The organism is Collinsella sp. AF04-24, assembly GCF_003465685.1.
Lineage (GTDB): Bacteria > Actinomycetota > Coriobacteriia > Coriobacteriales > Coriobacteriaceae > Collinsella > Collinsella aerofaciens_AP.
This window is the reverse complement of sequence record NZ_QSBK01000012.1, coordinates 21,244-42,018: the sequence shown is the minus strand read 5'-3', so window position 1 is coordinate 42,018 and position 20,775 is coordinate 21,244. Positions and strand designations below refer to the sequence as shown.

Annotated in this window: 15 protein-coding genes and 2 tRNA genes; all 17 read right to left on the bottom strand. The window is 62.3% G+C overall.

The window, feature by feature from the left end; translation table 11 throughout:
• Window positions 1–67: 67 nt before the first annotated feature.
• Window positions 68–565 (bottom strand): pantetheine-phosphate adenylyltransferase, encoded by a 498-nt coding sequence (coaD, locus tag DWV32_RS06125; RefSeq protein ID WP_117564151.1) that lies wholly within the window; start codon window positions 563–565, stop codon window positions 68–70.
• Complete coding sequence (rsmD, locus tag DWV32_RS06120; protein WP_117757583.1) at window positions 558–1,214, bottom strand: 16S rRNA (guanine(966)-N(2))-methyltransferase RsmD; 657 nt, start codon at window positions 1,212–1,214, stop codon at window positions 558–560. Before rsmD ends, coaD begins: the two co-directional genes overlap by 8 nt.
• Window positions 1,211–3,388, bottom strand: coding sequence for an ATP-dependent DNA helicase RecG (recG, locus tag DWV32_RS06115; RefSeq protein WP_117757582.1), 2,178 nt, complete (start codon window positions 3,386–3,388; stop codon window positions 1,211–1,213). Before recG ends, rsmD begins: the two co-directional genes overlap by 4 nt.
• 10 nt (window positions 3,389–3,398) lie before the next feature.
• A complete protein-coding gene (locus tag DWV32_RS06110; protein WP_117757581.1) occupies window positions 3,399–5,060 on the bottom strand; it encodes a DAK2 domain-containing protein in 1,662 nt (553 codons plus the stop codon).
• A gap of 27 nt (window positions 5,061–5,087) precedes the next feature.
• Window positions 5,088–5,477 (bottom strand): Asp23/Gls24 family envelope stress response protein, encoded by a 390-nt coding sequence (locus DWV32_RS06105; protein WP_187361832.1) that lies wholly within the window; start codon window positions 5,475–5,477, stop codon window positions 5,088–5,090.
• A gap of 161 nt (window positions 5,478–5,638) precedes the next feature.
• A tRNA-Asn gene (locus tag DWV32_RS06100) sits at window positions 5,639–5,713 on the bottom strand.
• A gap of 34 nt (window positions 5,714–5,747) precedes the next feature.
• A tRNA-Asn gene (locus tag DWV32_RS06095) sits at window positions 5,748–5,822 on the bottom strand.
• A 297-nt stretch (window positions 5,823–6,119) separates the two neighbouring features.
• Window positions 6,120–7,469, bottom strand: a complete 1,350-nt coding sequence (rpoD, locus tag DWV32_RS06090) for an RNA polymerase sigma factor RpoD (RefSeq protein ID WP_117757580.1) — start codon at window positions 7,467–7,469, stop codon at window positions 6,120–6,122.
• A 110-nt stretch (window positions 7,470–7,579) separates the two neighbouring features.
• Window positions 7,580–9,688: a DNA primase gene (dnaG, locus tag DWV32_RS06085; protein WP_117757579.1), complete on the bottom strand. Its 2,109-nt coding sequence runs from the start codon at window positions 9,686–9,688 to the stop codon at window positions 7,580–7,582.
• A complete protein-coding gene (gene ribF / locus DWV32_RS06080) occupies window positions 9,681–10,688 on the bottom strand; it encodes a riboflavin biosynthesis protein RibF (protein ID WP_233540419.1) in 1,008 nt (335 codons plus the stop codon). The genes dnaG and ribF overlap by 8 nt, the downstream gene beginning before the upstream one ends.
• Entirely contained in the window at window positions 10,685–11,617 is a 933-nt protein-coding gene (truB, locus tag DWV32_RS06075) for a tRNA pseudouridine(55) synthase TruB (RefSeq protein ID WP_089571697.1), read from the bottom strand. The genes ribF and truB overlap by 4 nt, the downstream gene beginning before the upstream one ends.
• Window positions 11,618–11,632: 15 nt before the next feature.
• Complete coding sequence (locus tag DWV32_RS06070; RefSeq protein ID WP_117757578.1) at window positions 11,633–12,676, bottom strand: bifunctional oligoribonuclease/PAP phosphatase NrnA; 1,044 nt, start codon at window positions 12,674–12,676, stop codon at window positions 11,633–11,635.
• Entirely contained in the window at window positions 12,669–13,079 is a 411-nt protein-coding gene (gene rbfA / locus DWV32_RS06065; protein WP_117629486.1) for a 30S ribosome-binding factor RbfA, read from the bottom strand. Before rbfA ends, DWV32_RS06070 begins: the two co-directional genes overlap by 8 nt.
• 11 nt (window positions 13,080–13,090) lie before the next feature.
• On the bottom strand, window positions 13,091–15,805 hold the full coding sequence (infB, locus tag DWV32_RS06060) for a translation initiation factor IF-2 (protein WP_117629485.1): 2,715 nt from the start codon (window positions 15,803–15,805) through the stop codon (window positions 13,091–13,093).
• Between the two features lie 91 nt (window positions 15,806–15,896).
• Window positions 15,897–17,144, bottom strand: a complete 1,248-nt coding sequence (nusA, locus tag DWV32_RS06055) for a transcription termination factor NusA (RefSeq protein WP_006234042.1) — start codon at window positions 17,142–17,144, stop codon at window positions 15,897–15,899.
• A gap of 1 nt (window position 17,145) precedes the next feature.
• A complete protein-coding gene (rimP, locus tag DWV32_RS06050; protein ID WP_022094168.1) occupies window positions 17,146–17,640 on the bottom strand; it encodes a ribosome maturation factor RimP in 495 nt (164 codons plus the stop codon).
• A gap of 259 nt (window positions 17,641–17,899) precedes the next feature.
• Entirely contained in the window at window positions 17,900–20,476 is a 2,577-nt protein-coding gene (leuS, locus tag DWV32_RS06045; protein WP_117757577.1) for a leucine--tRNA ligase, read from the bottom strand.
• Between the last annotated feature and the right edge of the window lie 299 nt (window positions 20,477–20,775).

Here is a 20,775-nt window from a genome sequence, read left to right as displayed (position 1 = left end):
CGGTCTCCTTTCATAGGTAACATATCATCGTGCTAGTTTACCACATGCCACCAGGCAATAAAAAACGTCACGAAAAGCGGTGTCTGAGCGCTTCGACCACGTTGGGCGGGACAAACGTCGATACATCGCTGCCGAGCGAGGCGATCTGGCGAACGACCGAACTCGAGATATAGCCGTACTGCGGCGCACTCATGACAAAGATGGACTCCAGCTCGTTATCCAAGCGATAGTTGAGGTCTGCCTGCTGCAGCTCGTACTCAAAGTCGGTCATGGCGCGCAGGCCCTTGACAACGGCCCCCGCCCCCTGCTCGCGAGCGAAGTCGACCAAGAGGCCGGTAAAGGGCAGGACCTCGACGCCGTCGATATCACCGAGCGCCTCGCGAGCCAGCGCCACGCGCTCATCGAGCATAAACGTGGTACCCACACCGTTTTTACCCTGCGACTCGGCAACAGCGACGATCACACTGGGAAAGATGCGGCGGGCGCGGCGGATGACGTCGATATGGCCAAACGTGATGGGATCGAAGGTGCCCGGGACGATCACGCGGTTGATGGTGTCATTCATGGTCGTCCTCCTGAAACGTCGTGGCATCGTTGTTGTGAGCATCGGTGCCAGCGCAATCTTCCTCACCATCGTCATCGCCGACCCAACGAAGCAGGTCGACCGAGGTAATGCCGTAGCGCTTCTCGCGCACGATCTCAAAGCCTGCCGGATGCGCGCCCGCATCGGCGGCGGCATGCTCAAACAGGGCATAAGCGCCAGGTGCAAGCAGACCCTGCTGAGCCAGGTTCTGCAGCAGCACCTCGACCGGCTCGGCGCCAAAAGCATAGGGCGGGTCGAGCAGGACCAGATCAAAGGGGCCGCCCGGCACACGACCGCGCGAGGCACTCACCAGCATATCGCCCGAGACCACGCGCCAACGCGCACGGTCACGGCAGAGCGACTCGATATTCTTGGTAATGAGCCGCGCGGCATTCCGATCGATCTCGAACGTCGTGAGCGAGCGGGCACCACGTGAGAGCATCTCTAACCCTAAGGCACCGGAGCCGCCAAAGGCGTCCAGCACGCGGACCTCGTCCAGATCGAAGTCGAATGCCGACATGACCATAGATGCGCATGCCTCGCGCACGCGATCGGTCGTGGGGCGGGTGACATCGCGACCACGGGGCTCCTCGATCTTACGACCGCGCCATTCGCCGCCGATGATTCTCATCCTCCGCTGACCTCCTTAAAAATGTGTCGATATCGCATGGCGACCGCATCGCGCAGGGGGCGCGTCGCCACGGAGTCAAGGTTGCAAGCATACCGCAAGAGCTCGACCGCGTCCAAATGGGCCCACTCGATCAGCTCCTCGTCGGCATCCAGGTCGACAAAGCGCAGGGTCACTCCGCCATGCTGACGGTACCCCAGGATTTCGCCCTCGTGGCGCAGACGCAGGTCCATCTGGGCGAGCGTAAAGCCATCCGAGGTTTTTTCGAGCGATTGCAGGCGATCTTGTGCTGCCGAAGCGCCGCCATTGCCCTTGGAGTGCGTCATGACCAGGCACGTGCCCGACACACTGCCACGGCCCACGCGACCGCGCAGCTGGTGCAGAGCAGCCAAACCAAAGCGCTCCCCGTTCTCGATGACCATGACGGTGGCGTTAGGCACGTCGACGCCCACCTCGACCACCGTAGTCGAGACGAGCACGTCAATCTCGCCACGCTTAAAGGCATCGATAACCTGGTCCTTCTCCCCCGCTGGCATGCGGCCGTGAAGGCGCTCGATGGCAAGACCCGGCAACGCCAGACGCAGGCAATCGAGCTCGGTCGCCGTATCGTGCAGCGGCACGGGGACCGTCACGCGGCCCTCGTCGTCGCGGGCGATACCGGGCACGTCCTCCAGATCATCGGCCGAGTCACTCGGCTCCACGAGCGGGCAAATCACGTAGGCCTGCTGACCCTTTTCATGCGCCTCGCGGATGGCGCCATAGGCAAGGTCGCGACTCGACTCGGTAAGCACGCGTGTCGTCACGCCAGCGCCAGGGACGGGCCGATGGCGGATGATACTCGTGTCCAGATCGCCGTAGACCGAAAGCGCCAGCGTACGCGGGATGGGCGTTGCCGTCATAACGAGCAGATCGGCACCAGGGCCCTTCGCACGCAGGGCGTTGCGTTGGCCGACGCCAAACCGGTGCTGCTCATCGATGACCACGAGCGACAGATGCTTGAACGCCACGTTATCCGAAAGCACCGCGTGGGTGCCAAAGAGGACATCGAGCTCGCCCGATTCCAGCTGGGCATGGATCCGCTCGCGCTCGGCCGCTGGCGTGGCGCCCGTCAGGAGCGCCCAGGTCATGCCAGCCTGCGAGAGCAAGGGGCCGGTCTTATCGGCATATTGACGCGCCAGCACGCCCGTGGGCGCCATAACGCAGGCCTGCGTGCCGCTATCGGTAGCCACAGCCAGCGCGCAGGCGGCAACGGCGGTCTTACCGGTACCGACATCGCCCAGCAGCAGGCGGTTCATCACGCGCCCGCCATCGCACATATCGCGCAGGATATCTTGGAACGCGGCCTCCTGCTCGTCGCTCAGCGAAAATGGCAGGGCTTGCTTGAGCGCGGCCAGGTGCTCGCCCGCGGCGTGGGCGTAGGGCACCACATCGACCAGGCTGCCGTCGTTGCGCAGGCGCAGCGCCAGCTGCAGGTAAAGGCACTCCTCGTAGGCAAGCCGTGCGCGCGCGATATCGCGCTCAGCCATGCTCGAGGGAAAGTGAATTGATCGAAGCGCACGAGCATTGCTCATCAGGCGACGCTTAACGCGCAAGCGTGCGGGAATCGGGTCGAAGGGATTGCCGACGACCTCGAGCGCGCCACTTACGATGCGGCGCATCCATGCCTGGCTCACGCCGTCACTCACATAATGGACCGGCAAAATGGTGCCCGCAGCACGCCCGTCATCGAGCTTTTCAAAGTGCGGCGAGGCCATCTGCTTAAAACCGTAGGCAAACTCGACCTTGCCCATCACGGCCAGGCGGTCGCCCTGCTTAAGCTGCTGGGCAATCCAAGGCTGACGGAAAAAGGCGACCTGCAGCACGCCCGTCTCGTCAACGAGTGAGACCTCGGTCACCTGCATGCGCGGACGCGGCTTCTTTTGAACGATACGGTCGACCGTGGCGATGATGGTGCACACGGTACCGATGGGCGCCATCTCGATGGACCAGGAGCGCGTAAAGTCCAGGTATCGATGAGGGATATGCAGAAGGAGGTCCCCCACCGTCCGAATTCCCAGACGGCGAAGGGCCTCCTCACGTTTACCCGAAACATATTTGAGTCGCGCGATATCCTCGTCGAGCGCATTGCTCTGGGCAAAGCGATCCGAGACGCGCGGCACGGAGCAGAGCTCAGACATGGGCAGATGCCTACTCGATCGAGAAGATCACGGGATAGAGCGGCTGCTCGCCACGATGGGCGTCGATCTCCAGGTCGGGCTGAGCCTCCTCGATAGCGTCGACGATCTCCTGGAAGGCTTCATCGGACAGTTCCTCGCCTGCCAGAATCGTCAGCGCGTCACCCTCCTCTTCCTCCTGCATACGGTTGATGCAGTCGAGCGTGACCTGCTTCACGTCGGAGCCGACCACATCGATGGAGCCGGCGATGATGCCCATGACGTCACCGGAGTGAATCGGCGAGCCGTCGGAGGCACTGGAATCGCGCACGGCACGGGTGACCTCGCCATCACGAACCTCACTGATGGCGTCGACCATAGCGGCGACGGCATCCTCGAGCTCGGAATCGGGCAGGACCGCGAACAGCGCGGAGAAGGCCTGCGGAACGGTCTTGGTGGGAACGACGGCGACCTTCTTGTCGGTGCAGGCAGAGGCAGCGGCCTCGGCGGCCATGCGGATGTTGCCGTTGTTGGGCAGAATGATGACCGAGGTCGCGTTGACCTGGTCGACGGCGCCCAGCAGGTCTGCAGTCGAGGGATTCATGGTCTGGCCACCGGACACGATCACGTCAACGCCGAGGGACTTGAGGATGTCTGCCTCGCCGGAACCGGCGGCAACGGCGACAAAGCCCAGGGCCTTCGCGGGCTCGGCGGCCTTCTCCTGGTCCTCGTGGATCTTGGCGGTACGGTCGTGGGCCTCCATCTCCATGTTGTGGATAAAGACCTCGTAGATCTGGCCAAGCTGCAGCATGTGCTCGAGCACCAGGTTCGGGGTGTTGGAGTGCACGTGAATCTTGTAGTCGGGATATGCGCCCACGAGCAGCTCACAGTCGCCCATGGAACCCAGGAACTTAAGGCACTCGTCCTCGTCAAACGGGGCGTCGGCCTTAAACAGGAACTCATTGCAGTAACGGAATTCCGAGCCCTCCCAGTCGTCGTTAGCCTCGATCTCAACGCGGCCAAGAGCGGCATCACGGGCAGAGCCGGCGGAGTCAAACGTAGCGGAGAAATCCTCGACAACGGTGCTGCGGCCAAGAGCGGCAGCTACGAAGTTCTCGAGGAAGATGGCAAAGCCAAAGGCGCCGGAGTCGACCACGCCGTTCTCCTTCAGAACGGGCAGCAGGTCGGGCGTGCGAGCGACGGACTGGTAGGCCTCGACGACGATGGCATCGAGCGCGTCCTCGGCCGAGAACTTCTTCTTTTCGCACTCGTCGGCCTTGGTCGAGACATCGCGCAGCACCGTGAGAATCGTGCCCTCGATGGGCTTACGGACGGCCTGGAAGGCGACCTTGACGGCGCGGCGGAACGCATAGGCGATGTTGGCGGACGTGATGGGCTCATCAGCAGAGACGAGACCCTCGGCCACGCCGCGCAGGATCTGAGAGGTGATGACGCCGGAGTTGCCGCGGGCACCCATCAGGGAGCCGTGGGTGATGGCGCTGGCGATGGCCTCCATATCGGCATCGGCGGGAAGGGCGGAAAGCTCCTTGGTCACCGAGGCGAGCGTGAGCGACATGTTGGTACCGGTGTCGCCGTCGGGTACGGGGAAGACATTGAGCTTGTTGATCTCCTCGGCCTTGTCGGAAACAGCAGCCGCAGCGATCGGAAAACAGGTGCGAATGGTCTTTGCAATCATGGGTATTTGAATCTCCGTTTTCGGATGCTAGTTCAGACGGCTCTTGAGCGCGTCGATGTGAATGCCGATCTTAAGGCTGGCGGGATCGATCTGGGCGATCTCCTGCAGGGTGAAGGCAACGGAGCTCGAAAGATTGTGGCAGACGGACTTCATGTTGACGCCGTTCTCGAGCACGACGTGAAGATCGACCGTAAGGCCGTTCTCGTCGGCGGAGACAAGCACGCCCTTGCGGAGGCGCTGACCGGCAAGCAGGCGCACGCTCTCGGCGCCCTGGAGCTGCTCAGCCATACCGACGACGCCATAGCACGTCATCGCAGCATAACCGGCAATATCGGCAATAACGTCGTTCGAGACGCTCAGGCTGCCGTTAATGGTCTCAGACACAAGAATCTCCTTATCTGGTGCTCGCGGCACCATGTCGTGGGAGCAATCATTGCAATATTCTACAACGACCGCGCCATGTTGAGGTGGTGGGTCGCGGGATTACATCCTCGACACGAAATGTTGATATGGCAACGTTCGAGTCAAGTGGTCGCGGCATGAAAAAACCCGCCGCATAAGCGACGGGTTCTACAACCTGGCTCCCCGGGTAGGACTCGAACCTACAACAGCGCGGTTAACAGCCGCGTGCTCTACCATTGAGCTACCGAGGAATTTAAAAGCCCAGCGGAATGGGCTGAGAAATTCTGGCTCCCCGGGTAGGACTCGAACCTACAACAGCGCGGTTAACAGCCGCGTGCTCTACCATTGAGCTACCGAGGAATAGGTGCGTGCTCTCAAGCAACGAAGTTTATTATACGGACGAATCGGCACAGGGCAAGAACTTTTTTGAGAAATTTTCTCGCCTTGATCCCTTGGGGACGGCCTAACTGCCGGCACCGGCAACGGAAACGCCGATGTTTTGACAATGCCAGCGAGCGGGCACCAGAGCGAACAAATTGGCATGAAAAGAGGACGGCATAGACCTTCTGGTCATGCCGTCCTCTTTGAATGACAAGTTGTCGCTCTGGTGTCCGCGCAGCGTCGGCCAGTTACGGCGTTTGGTAAAACGCCGTAACCCTAAGACTCGATATAGTCTTTGAGCTTGCTGCTGCGGCTCGGGTGACGAAGCTTGGCCAGGGTCTTGGACTCGATCTGGCGGATACGCTCGCGCGTGACACCAAACTCGCGACCGACCTCCTCGAGCGTGCGGGGATGCCCGTCGACAAGGCCAAAGCGCAGCTCGATAACCTTGCGCTCACGATCGGCAAGCGAGTCGAGCACCTGGGTGAGCTGCTCCTGCAGCATGGAGAAGCTGGCGGCATCGGGCGGAACGATAGCCTGGGAGTCCTCGATGAAGTCGCCCAGCTGGGAATCCTCTTCCTCGCCGATGGGGGTCTCGAGCGACACGGGCTCCTGCGAAATCTTCTGGATCTCGCGGACGCGGTCGGCGCTCATGTCCATCTCGGCACCGATCTCCTCAGGGGTCGGGTCGCGACCCAGGTCCTGAAGGAGCTGGCGCTGCACGCGGACGAGCTTGTTGATGGTCTCGACCATATGCACGGGAATACGGATGGTACGGGCCTGATCGGCAATGGCGCGCGTAATGGCCTGACGGATCCACCACGTGGCGTACGTGGAGAACTTAAAGCCCTTCTGGTAGTCGAACTTCTCAACAGCGCGGATCAGACCGAGGTTGCCCTCCTGGATCAGGTCAAGGAACAGCATGCCGCGGCCGACATAGCGTTTGGCGATGGAGACGACCAGACGCAGGTTTGCGCTGATGAGTGCCTGCTTGGCTTCGAGGCCCACGTTCTCAATGCGCGTAAGACGACGCATCTCGGCACGCGTGAGCTCGAGCTCGCCGGCATCGGCAGCCTCGAGCTTCTCGGTGGCCTCGAGACCGGCCTCGATCTTCATGGCCAAATCGACCTCTTCGGAGGCGGTCAGCAGGTCGACCTTGCCGATCTCCTTGAGGTACATACGAACCGGATCGCCGGTCAGCATCACCGTGGAGGCATCGATGCCACGCACGCGGGAGCGTGAACGGGACGTGCGCACGGTGCGCTTCTTCTTGCTCTTGGAAGAACCCATCTCGGCATCGGCCTGACGGGCCATCTTGAGCTCGTGATCGTCGAGCGAGCCGGAATCGTGCTCGTCGTCGTCATCAAAATCGTCGGTATCGGTATCGTTATCGTCATCGTTGACGTCCATGGGGGCGTCGTCGTTACCGCTCGCGGAGATAATCTGGATGCCGCTGTTGCGCAGCGCGGAATACACCGCGGTGAGCTGCTCGTCAGAAACATCGATATCCTTCAGGGCGACCTGAATCTCGTCCTCGGTTACCGAAGTCCTGTTTGAGCCGTTGCCCATGAGCTTTGCAACGTAGGATTCCAGCCCAGTACCCGTGCTCTCAGTCTTTTTTGGCACAGATTCTCCCTTCATAGTCCACAGGACTCAATACTTTAGCACACACATTGACGTCTATACCCAAAAAGAGGACTGGATATAGGCGAGAATACGCTGGTTGACCACAACATCTAGGCTTGCTCGGTGCCCGCGGCCTCCAGGCCGATCAAACGGAACGGGTCCGCCACGCCGCCGATCGACTTTTGCAGCTCGCGTTGACGCTGCGAATCCTGCGCGGCCTGCACGGCCAGCGCGCGACGGGCCTCATCGTCGAGCGAACGGTCTTGGCGCAGCTTGGCCTGCGCGGCACGCATACGGCGCTTGATGGTGTAGAGCTCGAGCGTATCGAGCATGAACACGATGTTTGTCTCGGTAGGGTGTTTGCTCGTCGCCGAGATGCGCCCGGCGCTCACAAGCGTTGCCGCCTCGGGACACACCGAGCGCGCCGCATCCATGCAGGCTGCAGGATCGGTTCCCGGCGGCGTTGCCAGCACGGCCCATGCGATGGACTCGTGACGTGGGTCAACCCACTCGATGGAGCAGATGCGGTCGGCATACGTGCGGAACAGGTCGGGGTAGCTAGTAAGCATCGTCAACAGCTCGCGCTCCCCTGCCAAGGACTTGCGCTCAAGATCGGTAAGAACCATCGGCGCCGCCGCAGCCGGTGCGCCCGAACCATCAGCCACAGGAACAGCGCCCATACCATCAGGCACGTCGATCGGCGGCAGATCGTCGACGACCTCCACGGGCGCGGCGCCGTAGGCATCGAGCGGGACATAGTCGTACGGCTCCTCCTCGACCGGCGCGAACACCGGCGACGTCGCGCCCGATGCCCAAGCACCGTGAGATGCCCCCTGCGAACCAGACGTCCGACCGCCCGCGCTACCAGAGCGCTCGGCTTGCGCCCGCTGGCGTTCATAGTTCTGCTCACGACGTCGTTCCGCATCTTCGCGCTTGGCGACATCGCGAAACACGCGACCCGAACTCGCGCGAACCGTCTCCAGATCCAAACCCAGCAGATCGGCAATCTGGATAAAGTATGTGTCGATCATATAGCTATCGCGCAGCGGATAGATAAGCGTCAGCGCATCTTCCAGCGCCTTGGCACGACCGCCCGGCGTGGTGATGTCACTCGACTCCTGCAGCGAACGGTAGACAAAGTCCATAAGCGGCTCGGCAGCGTCGATGCGCGCCTGCAGCTCCTGTCCACCATGCGCCGTGATGAACTCCATGGGGTCGTTGCCGTCGGGCAGCACCACGCAGCGCAGATCCATCGAATCCTGCTCGATAAACTGAATCGCGCGGCGGGCGGCCTTCTGTCCCGCCGCATCGCCGTCGAACATGTACACGATGCGCTTAGCAAAGCGGGTGAGCGTCTTGACGTGATGCTCCGTGAGCGCGGTGCCCAGCGTAGCGACAACGTTTTTAATCCCCGCCTCCCAACAGGCGATGCAGTCGGTATAGCCCTCTACCACGATGGCGGTATCCTGCGCGACGATAAACTCCTTGGCCCAATTAAAGCCGTAGAGGTTTCGCTTTTTATGAAACACGCTCGTCTCGGCGGTGTTGAGGTACTTGGGTTGGCCGTCACCCATGATGCGACCGCCAAAGGCGATGTTGTGACCCTGCTCGTCAAAGATGGGGAACATCACGCGGTCGTAGAAGCGGTCGGCAAGCTGCCCGCGCCCTCGACTCACGGCAACGTTGGCGTCGATCATCTCCTGCGGAGTAAAGCCCGCCTGCGACAGATGAGCCACCAGCATATTACGACCCGGCGCAAAGCCCAGGCAGTAGCGGCGGCAGACGTCGCCGCCCATGCCGCGGCTGGCAAAGTACTCACGTGGACGGCCATCCTTACCGCGCATAAGCATGGTGTGGTAGAACTGGGCGGTCTCGGCACACAGATCGTAGATGCGGGCACGCTTGGTACCGCGCTCGCGGCGATCTCCGGTGTCGTGCAGCTCAATACCTGCACGATCGGCCAAATAACGGATTGACTCGGGAAAGCTCAGGTTCTCGCGCTTCATGATATAGGTGAAGACGTCGCCACCCTCGCCGCAGCCAAAGCAATGCCACACCTGTGTGGCGGGGATAATGTGGAAGGACGGCGTCTTTTCGCCATGAAAGGGGCAGCAACCCCAAAACTCATGGCCGCGGGGCTTGAGCTCAACCGTTTCCTGCACGATGGCAACTAGGTCGGACGCAGCGCGTACCTGGTCTTTTTCCTCATCGCTAATCACGGATACTCACCCCCTGCTCGCCCAAGTTGTGACGAATATCCTCGATATTACCCTCGACGGTCGAGATCAACTCATCCAGCGATTCGAACACACGCGAGGGACGCAGCCAGCGCGTAAACGCCAGCGAAACGGAAGCGCCGTACAGGTCGCCCGTATAACCAATTAAGTTAGCCTCGAGATGCGATGAAGCGGCATCGTCGGCATACGTCGGCGGCAGGCCGACGTTAACGGCAGCAGGCCATACGGTGTCATCGACGAGCACCAGGCCCTCATACACGCCATCGGCAGGCACCTGAATGCCGTCGGAAACCTGCAGGTTTGCCGTGGGAAAGCCCATGCCAGAGCCCTCGTGACGGCCGCGAACAACACCGCCGCGCAGCATATACGGGCGGCCGAGCAACTCAGCAGCCAGCTCCACATGGCCCTGTCCCAGCTCATGACGGATGCGGGTGGCGCAAATGGCCTCACCGCCCTCGCAAAGCAGATCGTGACCATACACGTCAACGCCGTGCTCGGAACCCCAGACGCGCATCTCGGCAACACCAGAAGCACCGCCACGACCCAGCCTAAAATCGCTGCCAACGCGAATCGAACGAATGTCGACCACGCGTGACAACAGTGTGAGAAAACCAACATGGTCGAGTGCCGCAACCTCAGGCGTAAAGGGAACGGCCACCACTGCATCGACCCCGGTCTGAGCCAAGGCATGTAGACGGTCGGCCGTCGTCATCAGTTTTTGAGCGGGCGAAGGACTCACCACAACGTCCGGATCGGGATCGAAAGTGACCACGACCGCCTTGCAGCCATGGGCACGGGCATCACGGACAAGCGCTTCGATGAGTTCCTGGTGTCCACGGTGCACACCATCGAACACGCCGATGGCAATCGATGCAGCACCCAAGTGCTCGCACTCATCAAACGCATCGGCAGTGACGATGCGGGCCTCGTCCGACTCGCCCTCGAAAAAGATACGCGCGAGCTCACGAGCGGACAACATCATCGAACACCGCCGATTGCCTGCGGAAACACGTGCTCCATGACAAAGCGGCCACTCTCAATGCGGGCAAGCGCCTTGAGTCCCCCATCGAGCACCAACGCAAAAGGCGCCTTCGCGGAATCGAAATCGGCAAGCGCACGCTCAACGGGAATGCGTCGGCCGCAGAGCAGGTCGTCGGCAAGATTGCCCGGCAAGTCAACACGCGTGGCGCCCAAGGCCGCAATGGGATCCAGGGCAAAGCCAGCCGCGGACTCGGGAGAAAGCTCCTCGACCGCATGACAAGCGCCAATGGAAACAACACCGGAGGCCGTGCGGCGCAGCGCGGAAATGTGCGCGGCGCTCTCGCAGGCGCGGCCCAAATCGCGAGCGAGCGCACGGATATAGGTACCCTTGCTCACTGAGAACGCCACGGTCCACACACACGTATCACCTTCGCCTCCCACGGCGATCAGGTCGGCGGCATAGACCTCGACGGGGCGCGGAGGTAGGTCCACCGCATTGCCCTCGCGAGCAGACTTGTAGGCGCGAACGCCATTGACCGAGATAGCCGAAAACGCCGGCGGCACCTGCATCTGCGGACCCAGCATAGCGGCCAAGCGCTCACGGGCATAGGCAGGATCGCGGAGCTCGTTGGCAACAGCCACCGTGCGGACCGCCTCGCCCTCCGCATCATCGGTATTGGTCTCGGCGCCAAACGAAATGTCGGCGACATAGCTTTTGGTATCGAGGGTTAGCATGCCCAGCAGACGGGTGGCCTGGCCCACACCCACCACCATGACACCCGATGCCATGGGGTCGAGCGTGCCGGCATGGCCGACGCGCCGCTCATGGAGGGCGCGTCGGCATTTCGAAACCACATCGTGGGACGTGCAGCCCACCGGCTTATCGACGGCGAGCAGCATATTCAGTTGAGAAGGCGTACGACGAGCCATGTACCATCCAAAAAGTTAAAGCTCGACGGTCACCGAAGCGGGATCCTCCCCCACCAGCTCGGCCAGCATGGGAAGTGCCACGGTAAGCGTCTCGAGAATCGTTCCGTTGTTGGAGAAACCGGCGGCAGCGGGATGTCCGCCTCCGCCAAAGGCAGCAGCGATCTCGGACACGTTGAGGTCGCCCTTGGAGCGCAGGTTGCCGCGCACCTTGGTATCGCCCTCAATGCCCTTCAGGAACAGACAGACCTCGACGCCCATCACCGAGCGCACCACGTCAACCAGACCGTCGCACTCGTCCGAGGTGACACCGCAGGCCTCAAGGTCACTCTGGTACGCGTAACTATACGCAACGCGCCCGTGGGCCACCGTCTTGATGCGGCCCATAACGATGGACTTGAGGTGCAAAAACTCAACGCGCATGCTCTGGTAGACCTCGAGTGCCACACGCGCCGGATCGGCACCGTGGGCAACCAGACGCGAGGCCGCATGGAACGCGGCGGCATCGGCGTTTTGGTACTGAAAACGGCCGGTATCGGTAACCAAGCCACACAGCAGGCAGGTCGCAACGCCATCACGTGCGACAATGCCGAAATTGTCCAAGAAGCGGTCGATGATCATGGCGCAGGCTGCAGCTTCGACGCGCCTCAGGCTGAGCTCGGCAAACTCCTCGCGCGCCGGATGATGATCGAAGCACACCACATGCTTGGAGCGACGAAGCACCTCGGCGGAATTATTGAGACGCTCGACGACCGGTACGTCCACCGAGATGAACAGGTCCGGATTGCCGGTATACGCAGATGCCGGTACCAGGCGATCGGAGCCTTCCATAAAGCGGTAGATGCGCGGAACCGGGTCATCATCTGCCAGCAGCAGGGCAATGTCCTTGTTAGGGAAAAACTTCATAAGCGAGAGGCCCAGACCCAACACGGAGCCCAGGGCGTCGCCATCGGGAGAAGTGTGTCCCGAAATCGCAATGGAGGACGCACCCTCGATGAGCTCGAGGATGCGTCGCTGAATATCTGCAGACTCGCACGAGGCGAGGTCGGCGGAATTAGTCATCTAAAGCTGCCTCCTGGGCGGCATCCGCTATCGGATAGCCGTCCTCGTCCTTTTCGATCGCAAGCGTGGCGGGAACGTTTTCCAGCGCACGCGTGATACGCTCGGCCTCATCGGTCGAACGATCGATGCGAAAATCGAGCTCGGGCGTAACACGCCAATCGAGCGAGCGAGCCAACAAGCTGCGAATACGGCCCTTGGCGCTTGCGAGCGCCTCCATGACCTCGTCGTAGCGGCTCGCATCGCACGACACGAACACACGCGCGAACGAACGGTCCACCGCGACCTCGACCGCGGTCAAAGTAACCAGGTCGAGACGCGGATCGGAAACCTCAAAGAGCAGGATATAACCAAGCTTCTCGCGAAGCTGCTCGCCCAGACGGCGGGTTGCCTGCGTTTGCTTCATAGCGCTACCCCCTACTCGGTACGGGCAACCTGGTCGATGCGGTAACCCTCGATCTGGTCGCCGGGCTTGATGTCCTGGAAGTTCTCCAGGCCAATGCCGCCCTCGGAGCCGCTCTTGAGGCTCTTGGCCTCGTCCTTGTAGTGGCGCATCGAGGCGATCTTGCCGTTGAAGACAACGATGCCGTCGCGCACCAGACGCACGGAATCGGTCGCGGCGATCTCGCCCTCTTCGACGCGGACACCGGCGGCGATACCGACTTTGGGCACCTTGAAGGTGTCCAGGACGGTCGCGGTACCCGTGGAGACCTCGACCTCGGTGGGCTTGAGCATGCCGATACGGGCAGCGTCGAGCTCCTCGAGGCATTTGTAGATGACGTCGTAGCAACGGATCTCGACGCCCTCGCGCTCGGCGGCGGAGCGGGCCTTACCGTCGGGACGGACGCCAAAGCCGATGATGATGGCGTTGGAGGCGTCGGCCAGGACGACGTCGGTCTCGTTGATGGCACCAACGGCGGAGTGGATCGTGTTGATGCGGACCTCGGACTGATCCATCTTGTCGAGCGAATCCTGAAGGGCCTCGATGGAACCCTGGACGTCGGCCTTGATGATCAGGTTGAGCTCCTTGACCTCGGCGTCGGCAATGGTCTCGAAGAGGTTCTCGAGCGTGACGTGCTTGACGCGGCTCTGCTCCTCGATACGGGCCTTGAGCGAACGCTCGTCGGCCAGCGCACGTGCCTCGCGCTCGTCCTCGAACACGCGGAACTCGTCACCGGCGTTGGGCACGGACTGCAGGCCCAAAATCTCGACGGCGTCGGAGGGACCGGCCTCGGTGACGGCGCGACCCTTGGGGTCAAGCATGGCGCGGACGCGGCCGTAGGTAAGGCCGGCGACCAGCGTATCGCCCACGTGCAGGGTACCGCGGGTCACGAGCACGGTAGCGACCGAGCCGCGGCCCTTGTCGAGCTTGGCCTCGAGGACGTTGCCGGAGGCAAAGGTGTCCGGGTTGGCCTTGAGCTCGAGCACGTCTGCCTGGAGCAGCACGGTCTCGAGCAGATCGTCGATGCCGATCTTCTGCTTGGCCGAGATGTTGACGAACATGTTCTGTCCGCCCCACTCCTCGGGGATGACACCGTACTCGGTGAGCTCCTGGCGCACGCGGTCGGGGTTGGCGCCGGGCTTATCGATCTTGTTGACGGCAACGACGATGGGAACGCCGGCGGCCTTGGCGTGGTTGATCGACTCGACCGTCTGGGGCATGACGCCGTCGTCGGCAGCCACGATCAGAATGACGATGTCGGTCACCTTGGCACCACGGGCACGCATAGCCGTAAAGGTGGCGTGACCCGGGGTATCGATGAAGGTGATCTTGCGGTCGTTGATCATGACCTGCGAAGCACCGATGGCCTGCGTAATGCCGCCAGCCTCGCCGGCAGCGACGCCGGTGTGACGGATAGCGTCGAGCAGCGACGTCTTGCCGTGGTCGACGTGGCCCATGACGGTGACGACCGGTGCGCGCGGCTTAAGGTCGGCGGGATCGTCGTAGAACGAGAAGGTGTTCTCCTCCTCGGGGGTGATGATCTTGATCTGTCGGCCCAGGTCGTCGGCAACGAGCTCGACGAGGTCGTCGGACATGGACTGCGTCATGGTGAGCGGCGTACCCAGCAGGAACAGGCGCTTGATGATGTCGTTGGCCGGAACGTCGAGAGCCTCGGCGAGCTCCTGGACGGTAACGCCCTGGGAGACCTTGATGGCGTCGAGCTCCTCGGGGTTCACGCCCTGGGCCAGCGCCTCCTCTATCTTGCGCTCCTCCTGAGCCTTGGCAGCCTCGCGTTCGCGCTTCTCCTTGCGCTTCTTGCGGCGACCGGTGGACTCGCGAGAGGCCTCCTCGACGGCGGCACGAGCCTCCTCGAGGACCTTCTCACGGCTGTACTCCTCGGCCTCGCGAGCCATGCGGCTGTAGTGATCCTCTTCGTTGTTGTGACCGCCCTTGCGCTTCTTGCCCTTGCCCTGCTTGTCGGGGTTGGGGAAGTCCATGCCGGCAGCGACGTTGTTGCTGGCGTTGGTGCGATGGCTGTGCGGACGGCTCTCGGAGGCGTTGCGCTCGGAGTTGTTGTCGGAAGCGTTGCGATCGTTACGACGGCCACCGCGGCGGTCGTTGTTGCCGCCACGACGGTTACCGCGCTCGGCAGCGCGCTCGGCCTTGGCCTTGTCCTCGGCGTCCTTCTTCTCCTTGAGCACGGTCTCCTGTGCGGCAATCTGGTCGAGCAGCGAGCGGAAGCGCGAACCGGAGTCGGAAGCGGGAACGGCGCGGCGCTGGGCCTCGCGGGCAGCCTCCTCCTTCTCGCGGGCAAGGCGCTCCTGCTCGGCCTTCTTCTTGGCCTCGGCCTCGGCACGGGCAGCCTCCTCGGCAGCCTGGGCTGCGGCAAACTGGCGGCGCTCCTCCTCGCGCGCCTTCTCGGCGGCGATGCGCTCGCGCTCGGCCTCGGCGGCGCGTGCGGCCTCCTCGGCGGCAGCTGCCTGCTCCTCGGCCTGCTTGGCGGCCTCGACTTCCTGTGCGCGGGCCTCGATCACCGAGGCGAGCTGCTTGCGGACCATGGCGACATAAGCGTCCTCCAAGGTGGAGGAAGCAGACTTAGCGGGAATCTTCATTTCGGCGAGATGACCCATCAGTTCTTTGGAGGTCATGCCGAACTCTTTGGCCAGGGTGGACACACGGACTTTTGCCATATGACTTCACCTACCCTTTCTGGCACCTTGGGTGCCTAGAGACTGAACGAGCGTGGGATACGCGCCAGGACCCGCCCGGCGCGACCGCGCGCTAGATCAGGTCCTCCGCATCATCGAAGGCGTCGGTGTCGTGGACACCGCAGAAACGGGAGCCGGGACGAGCCTGGTTGCGGCACTGGATGCCGTCTTCGGACACGTACTCGCAGCGACGGACGTCCTCGTCCTCCTCGTCACCGATCAGGTCGGCGGCGGGCTCCTCGTGAACGGGAACGTTCTTGAGGATGTCGGCGGCAAGCGTCTCGGACTTGATGTCGATGTGCCAGCCGGTCAGGCGCGCGGCGAGGCGAGCGTTCTGGCCCTCCTTGCCGATGGCGAGGGACAGCTGGTCGTCGGGCACGATGACGCCGGCGTAGGCCTTCTCCTCGTCAATGAGGACGCGGGTGACCTTAGCGGGCGACAGGGCGTTGGCGACGTAGACGGCAGGATCGGCATCCCACAGAATGACGTCGACGCGCTCGCCACGGAGCTCGCCCACGACAGCGCGAACACGGCTGCCCTTGGGGCCGACGCAGGCGCCCACGGGATCCAGACGATCGTCGAGCGAATGGACGGCGACCTTGGAGCGCTGACCGGGCTCGCGGGCGATCGACTTGATCTGGACGGTGCCCTCATAGATCTCGGGCACCTCCTGCTCAAACAGACGACGCATGAGCTCGGGGTGGGTACGGGAGATGACAATCGGCGGACGGCTGTGCTCGCCACGAACCGGCTGCAGGTTGGAGTTGGGGTCGCGAACGTCGATGATCACGGCCTTGATGTGCTGGTTGTGCAGGTAACGCTCGCCCATCGGACGCTCGTTGCGCTCGTTCTCGTAACGGCGCTGATCGAAGTGCGGCAGCTCGGCCTCGACGCCTTCGCGAATCTTGACGATCGTGAAGTCGGGTGTGGACTGCAGCACGGTACCGCTGATGAGGTCACCGATGCGACCGGAGAACTCCTCGTAGATCTGCTCGCGAGCGGAGTTGCGCACGATGGCGTTGATCTCGGCCTTAGCGTGCTGGGCAGCGATGCGGCTCGTGTTCTTGGGGGTGACGTCGATCTCCTCGAACTCGGTGAAGTTGCCCTCCTCGTCCATGGAATCGTCGATCGGCTCCAGGCGGTAGACGTAGATCTTGCCGGTGGTGCGGTCGATGGTCACCTTGGCGCCCCACTCAAGATGCAGGATCTCGGCATAGCTCTTGGCGAGCGACTGCTCCAGGCGGTCGATCAGGTAGAGCTGGTCGATGTGCTTCTCCTGGCAAAGCTCCATCAGGGCGGACATCATGTCGGATGCTGCCATCTTACTTTCCTTCCTTCGCGGGCTTGAAGTCGTAGGTGGGCTTCAACTTGCACTTTTTAACATCAGAGAAATCGAGGGTAACGGACTCGCCGTCCTCGAGCTCGAGGGTCACGTTCGTCTCGGTGGCGGCGGCAATCTTGCCGGCGTACTTGCGACGGCCCTCGGTGGCGGTGGAGGTGAGCTCGCAGTTCTCGCCCACAAAGCGGGCAAAGTCGCGCGGACGGCGCAGCGGGCGCGCCATGCCCGGGCTCGACACCTCGAGCGTATAGCTCGAAGAGATGGGGTCGAGCTCCTCAATCACATCGCCGACCCACTTGGTGTTGGCCGTGACATCGTTGAGCGACAGGCTCTGACCCTCGGCACCCTCGATACGCACGCGCACGCAGGGGGCCTTGGTGGCACCCACGAGCTCGACGTCGACGATGTCGACATCGTGCTGGGGGGCGACGGCCTCGAGCGCGTCGATGATCGCCTGCTCGGTCTTGGTCTTGACCATTGCGGCACCTCCATCCATACAAAAAAGAAGCGGGGCCGAAACCCCACTTCTTTCAATTACAACTTCATTTGCAAGCAAACTATACCAATAGCTGCGGAAACGTGCAAGCACAACGGAAACTCGCAGGTCAGCGCGCCCACAGCATCTCCACAAGAATACAACAATTGACCGCAGACACCCAAACAGGCGGCTGCAAAAACGAGGGACGACCCAACCGGATCGCCCCTCGTCTTTTATGCGTCAGTTAAGCGCGCAGTGCCTACTTGACCACCAAGTTGACCAGCTTGCCGGGCACGCAGATGGCCTTGACGACCGTCTTGCCCTCGAGCCACTTGGCGACGGCGGCCTCGGCGGCAGCCTGCATCTCCTCGTTGGAGGCATCGCGGGCAACGTCGATGCGGCCGCGGACCTTGCCGAGCACCTGGACGACGATCTGCACTGTGCCCTCGATGGACTCGGCCAGGTCAAACTCGGGCCAGGCGGCGGTGTAAGCGTTGCCATCGCAGCCGAGCGCCTCGTGCCACAGCTCGTCGGCCCAGAACGGGCAGATGGGGGCAAGGACGCTCACGATGTCCTTGGCCACGCCGTAGCACAGCGCCTTGTCACGGGAAGCGCCCTCAGTAGCATTGAGGTAGGCGCTCGCCGCGTTGACGAGCTCCATGACGGCCGAAATCGCGGTGTTGAACTGGCCGCGATCGAAGTCCTCGGTGCACTTGGCGATGGTGCGGTGACGCTCGCGATAGAGCTTCATCGCAACCTCGTCGAGCGCGGACTTGTCGAAGGCCACGTTGGCGTCGCCGGACTGGACGAGCTGCCAAACGATACGCCAGGCGCGCTTGATGAAGCGGTTGGCGCCCTCAACGGCCTTGGGATCCCAGTCGAAGTCCTTCTCGGGCGGGGCGATAAACAGGATCGCCAGACGCATGGTGTCGGCGCCGTAGGGCTCGATAACCGAGCTCGGGGGCACGACGTTGCCCTTGGACTTGGACATGGTGTCGCCGTTCTCGTCCTTGACCATGCCCTGGCACAGTAGGTTGGTGAAGGGCTCGTCCACACTCAGCAGACCCAGGTCGCGCAGGGCCTTGGTAAAGAAACGGCTGTAGAGCAGGTGCAAAATGGCGTGCTCGATGCCGCCGATGTAGTTATCGACGGGCATCCAACGGTCGGCAGCTTCCTTGGAGAAGGGCAGCTCGCTGTTGTGCGGGTCGGTATAGCGCAGGTAATACCAGCTGGAGCAGGTGAAGGTATCCATGGTATCGGTCTCGCGCTTGGCCGGGCGACCGCAGACCGGGCAGGTGGTCTCGTAGAACTCCTTGCACTCGGCAAGGGTCTCGCCGGCACCCAGGTCCAGGTTCTCGGGCAGCGTCACCGGCAGCTGGTCCTCGGGCACGGGTACGATGCCGCAGTGCTCGCAGTGGATGGCCGGGATGGGGTTGCCCCAATAACGCTGGCGGCTGATGAGCCAGTCGCGCAGGCGGAACTCGACCTTGCGACGGCCGCAGCCCATGGCCTCGAGGTCGGCCACGATGGCAGCCTCGCCCTCGGAGTGCTTACCGCCGCGCATGCCGGTGTACTTGCCGGACTGGACGAGCGTGCCCTCGGCGGCATGGGCGCAATCCCAGTCGACGTTCTCGGCATGGAAGGTGTCGATTGTCTCGCCGCTGGCCTCGACGGCAGCGCGATCCTCATCATCCAGAATGATCGGCACGATCGGCAGGTCGTACTTGCGGGCGAACTCAAAGTCGCGCTGGTCGCCGCAGGGAACGGCCATGACGGCACCGGTGCCGTAGTCGGCCACGACGTAGTCGGCAACCCACACGGGGACCTTCTCGCCGTTGACGGGGTTCACCACGTAGCGGCCCGTAAAGGCGCCGTGCTTCTCGAGGGTGCCCTGGGCACGCTCGACGGCAGAGATATGCTTGGAGTCCTCGACGATCTTGGTGACGGCCTCCTCGTACTGAGTGCCCTCGACGAGCTCGTGCAGACGGGCGTACTCGGGAGCCAGGACAAAGAAGGAAACGCCAAAGAGCGTGTCGGCGCGAGTCGTGAAGACGGTGATCTTGCCCTCGTCACCCTCGATGGGCTCGCCATCGGCATCGCACAGGGTAAAGTCGACCTCGGCGCCCTCGGAGCGGCCGATCCAGTTGGCCTGCATCTGCTTGACGCGCTCGGGCCAGCCGGGGAGCTTCTCCAGGTCGTCGAGCAGCTCCTGGGAGTAGTCGGTGATCTTGTAGTACCACTGCTCGAGGTCACGCTTCTCGGGCTCGGTGCCACAGCGCCAGCACTTGCCCTCGGTCACCTGCTCGTTGGCCAAAACGGTCTTGCAGGTGGGGCACCAGTTGACCGGGTTCTTCTTGCGGTAGACCAGGCCCTTTTCCCACATCTTTTCAAAGATCCACTGACCCCATCGATAGTAGTCGGGGCTGCAGGTCTTAACGGTACGATCCAGATCGTAGGAGAAGCCCATGCGCCTCATCGTGGCGAGCGCCTGGTCCATGTTCTTATACGTCCAGGCGGCAGCCTGCGTGTTGTGCTTGATGGCGGCGTTCTCGGCGGGCAGACCAAAGGCGTCAAAGCCGATGGGATGCAGCACGTCAAAGCCGCGCATGCGGGCCTGACGGGCCATGGCATCGCCGATGGTGTAGTTGCGCGCGTGGCCCATGTGCAGGTCGCCCGACGGATACGGGAACATCTCGAGCACATACTTCTTAGGCTTGGTGGCGTCGGTGTCGACGGCAAAGAGGTTCTCGTCGTCCCACGCCTTCATCCACCGGGACTCAATGGCCTGCGCGTCGTAGGCAGGAATCTCGTCCTTATGATCTGTGCAATCGCACATATCAGCTCCTTTAATCTTAGCTGGGGTCGGACGGCTTAGCTTTATTCGCTACTGCGGACAGTCCTGCGCAAGACGAAGAGCACATTTAGTGCTCTTCTTTGCGTGCGGAACTTGTAGCGAACAAAGCTAAGCCGCCCGACCCTAAGGTTAACTCGCATGATGATAGCAAATACAACAAGCGAGATGCCTGCGACTTGCATGCATCTCGCTTTATCTAAATAACGTGGTTGGGAATCAACCTTTGTCTGAAACTCGTTCTAGCACGAACGGGTTTTCCAGGTGCCGCAGATTGCCGTGAA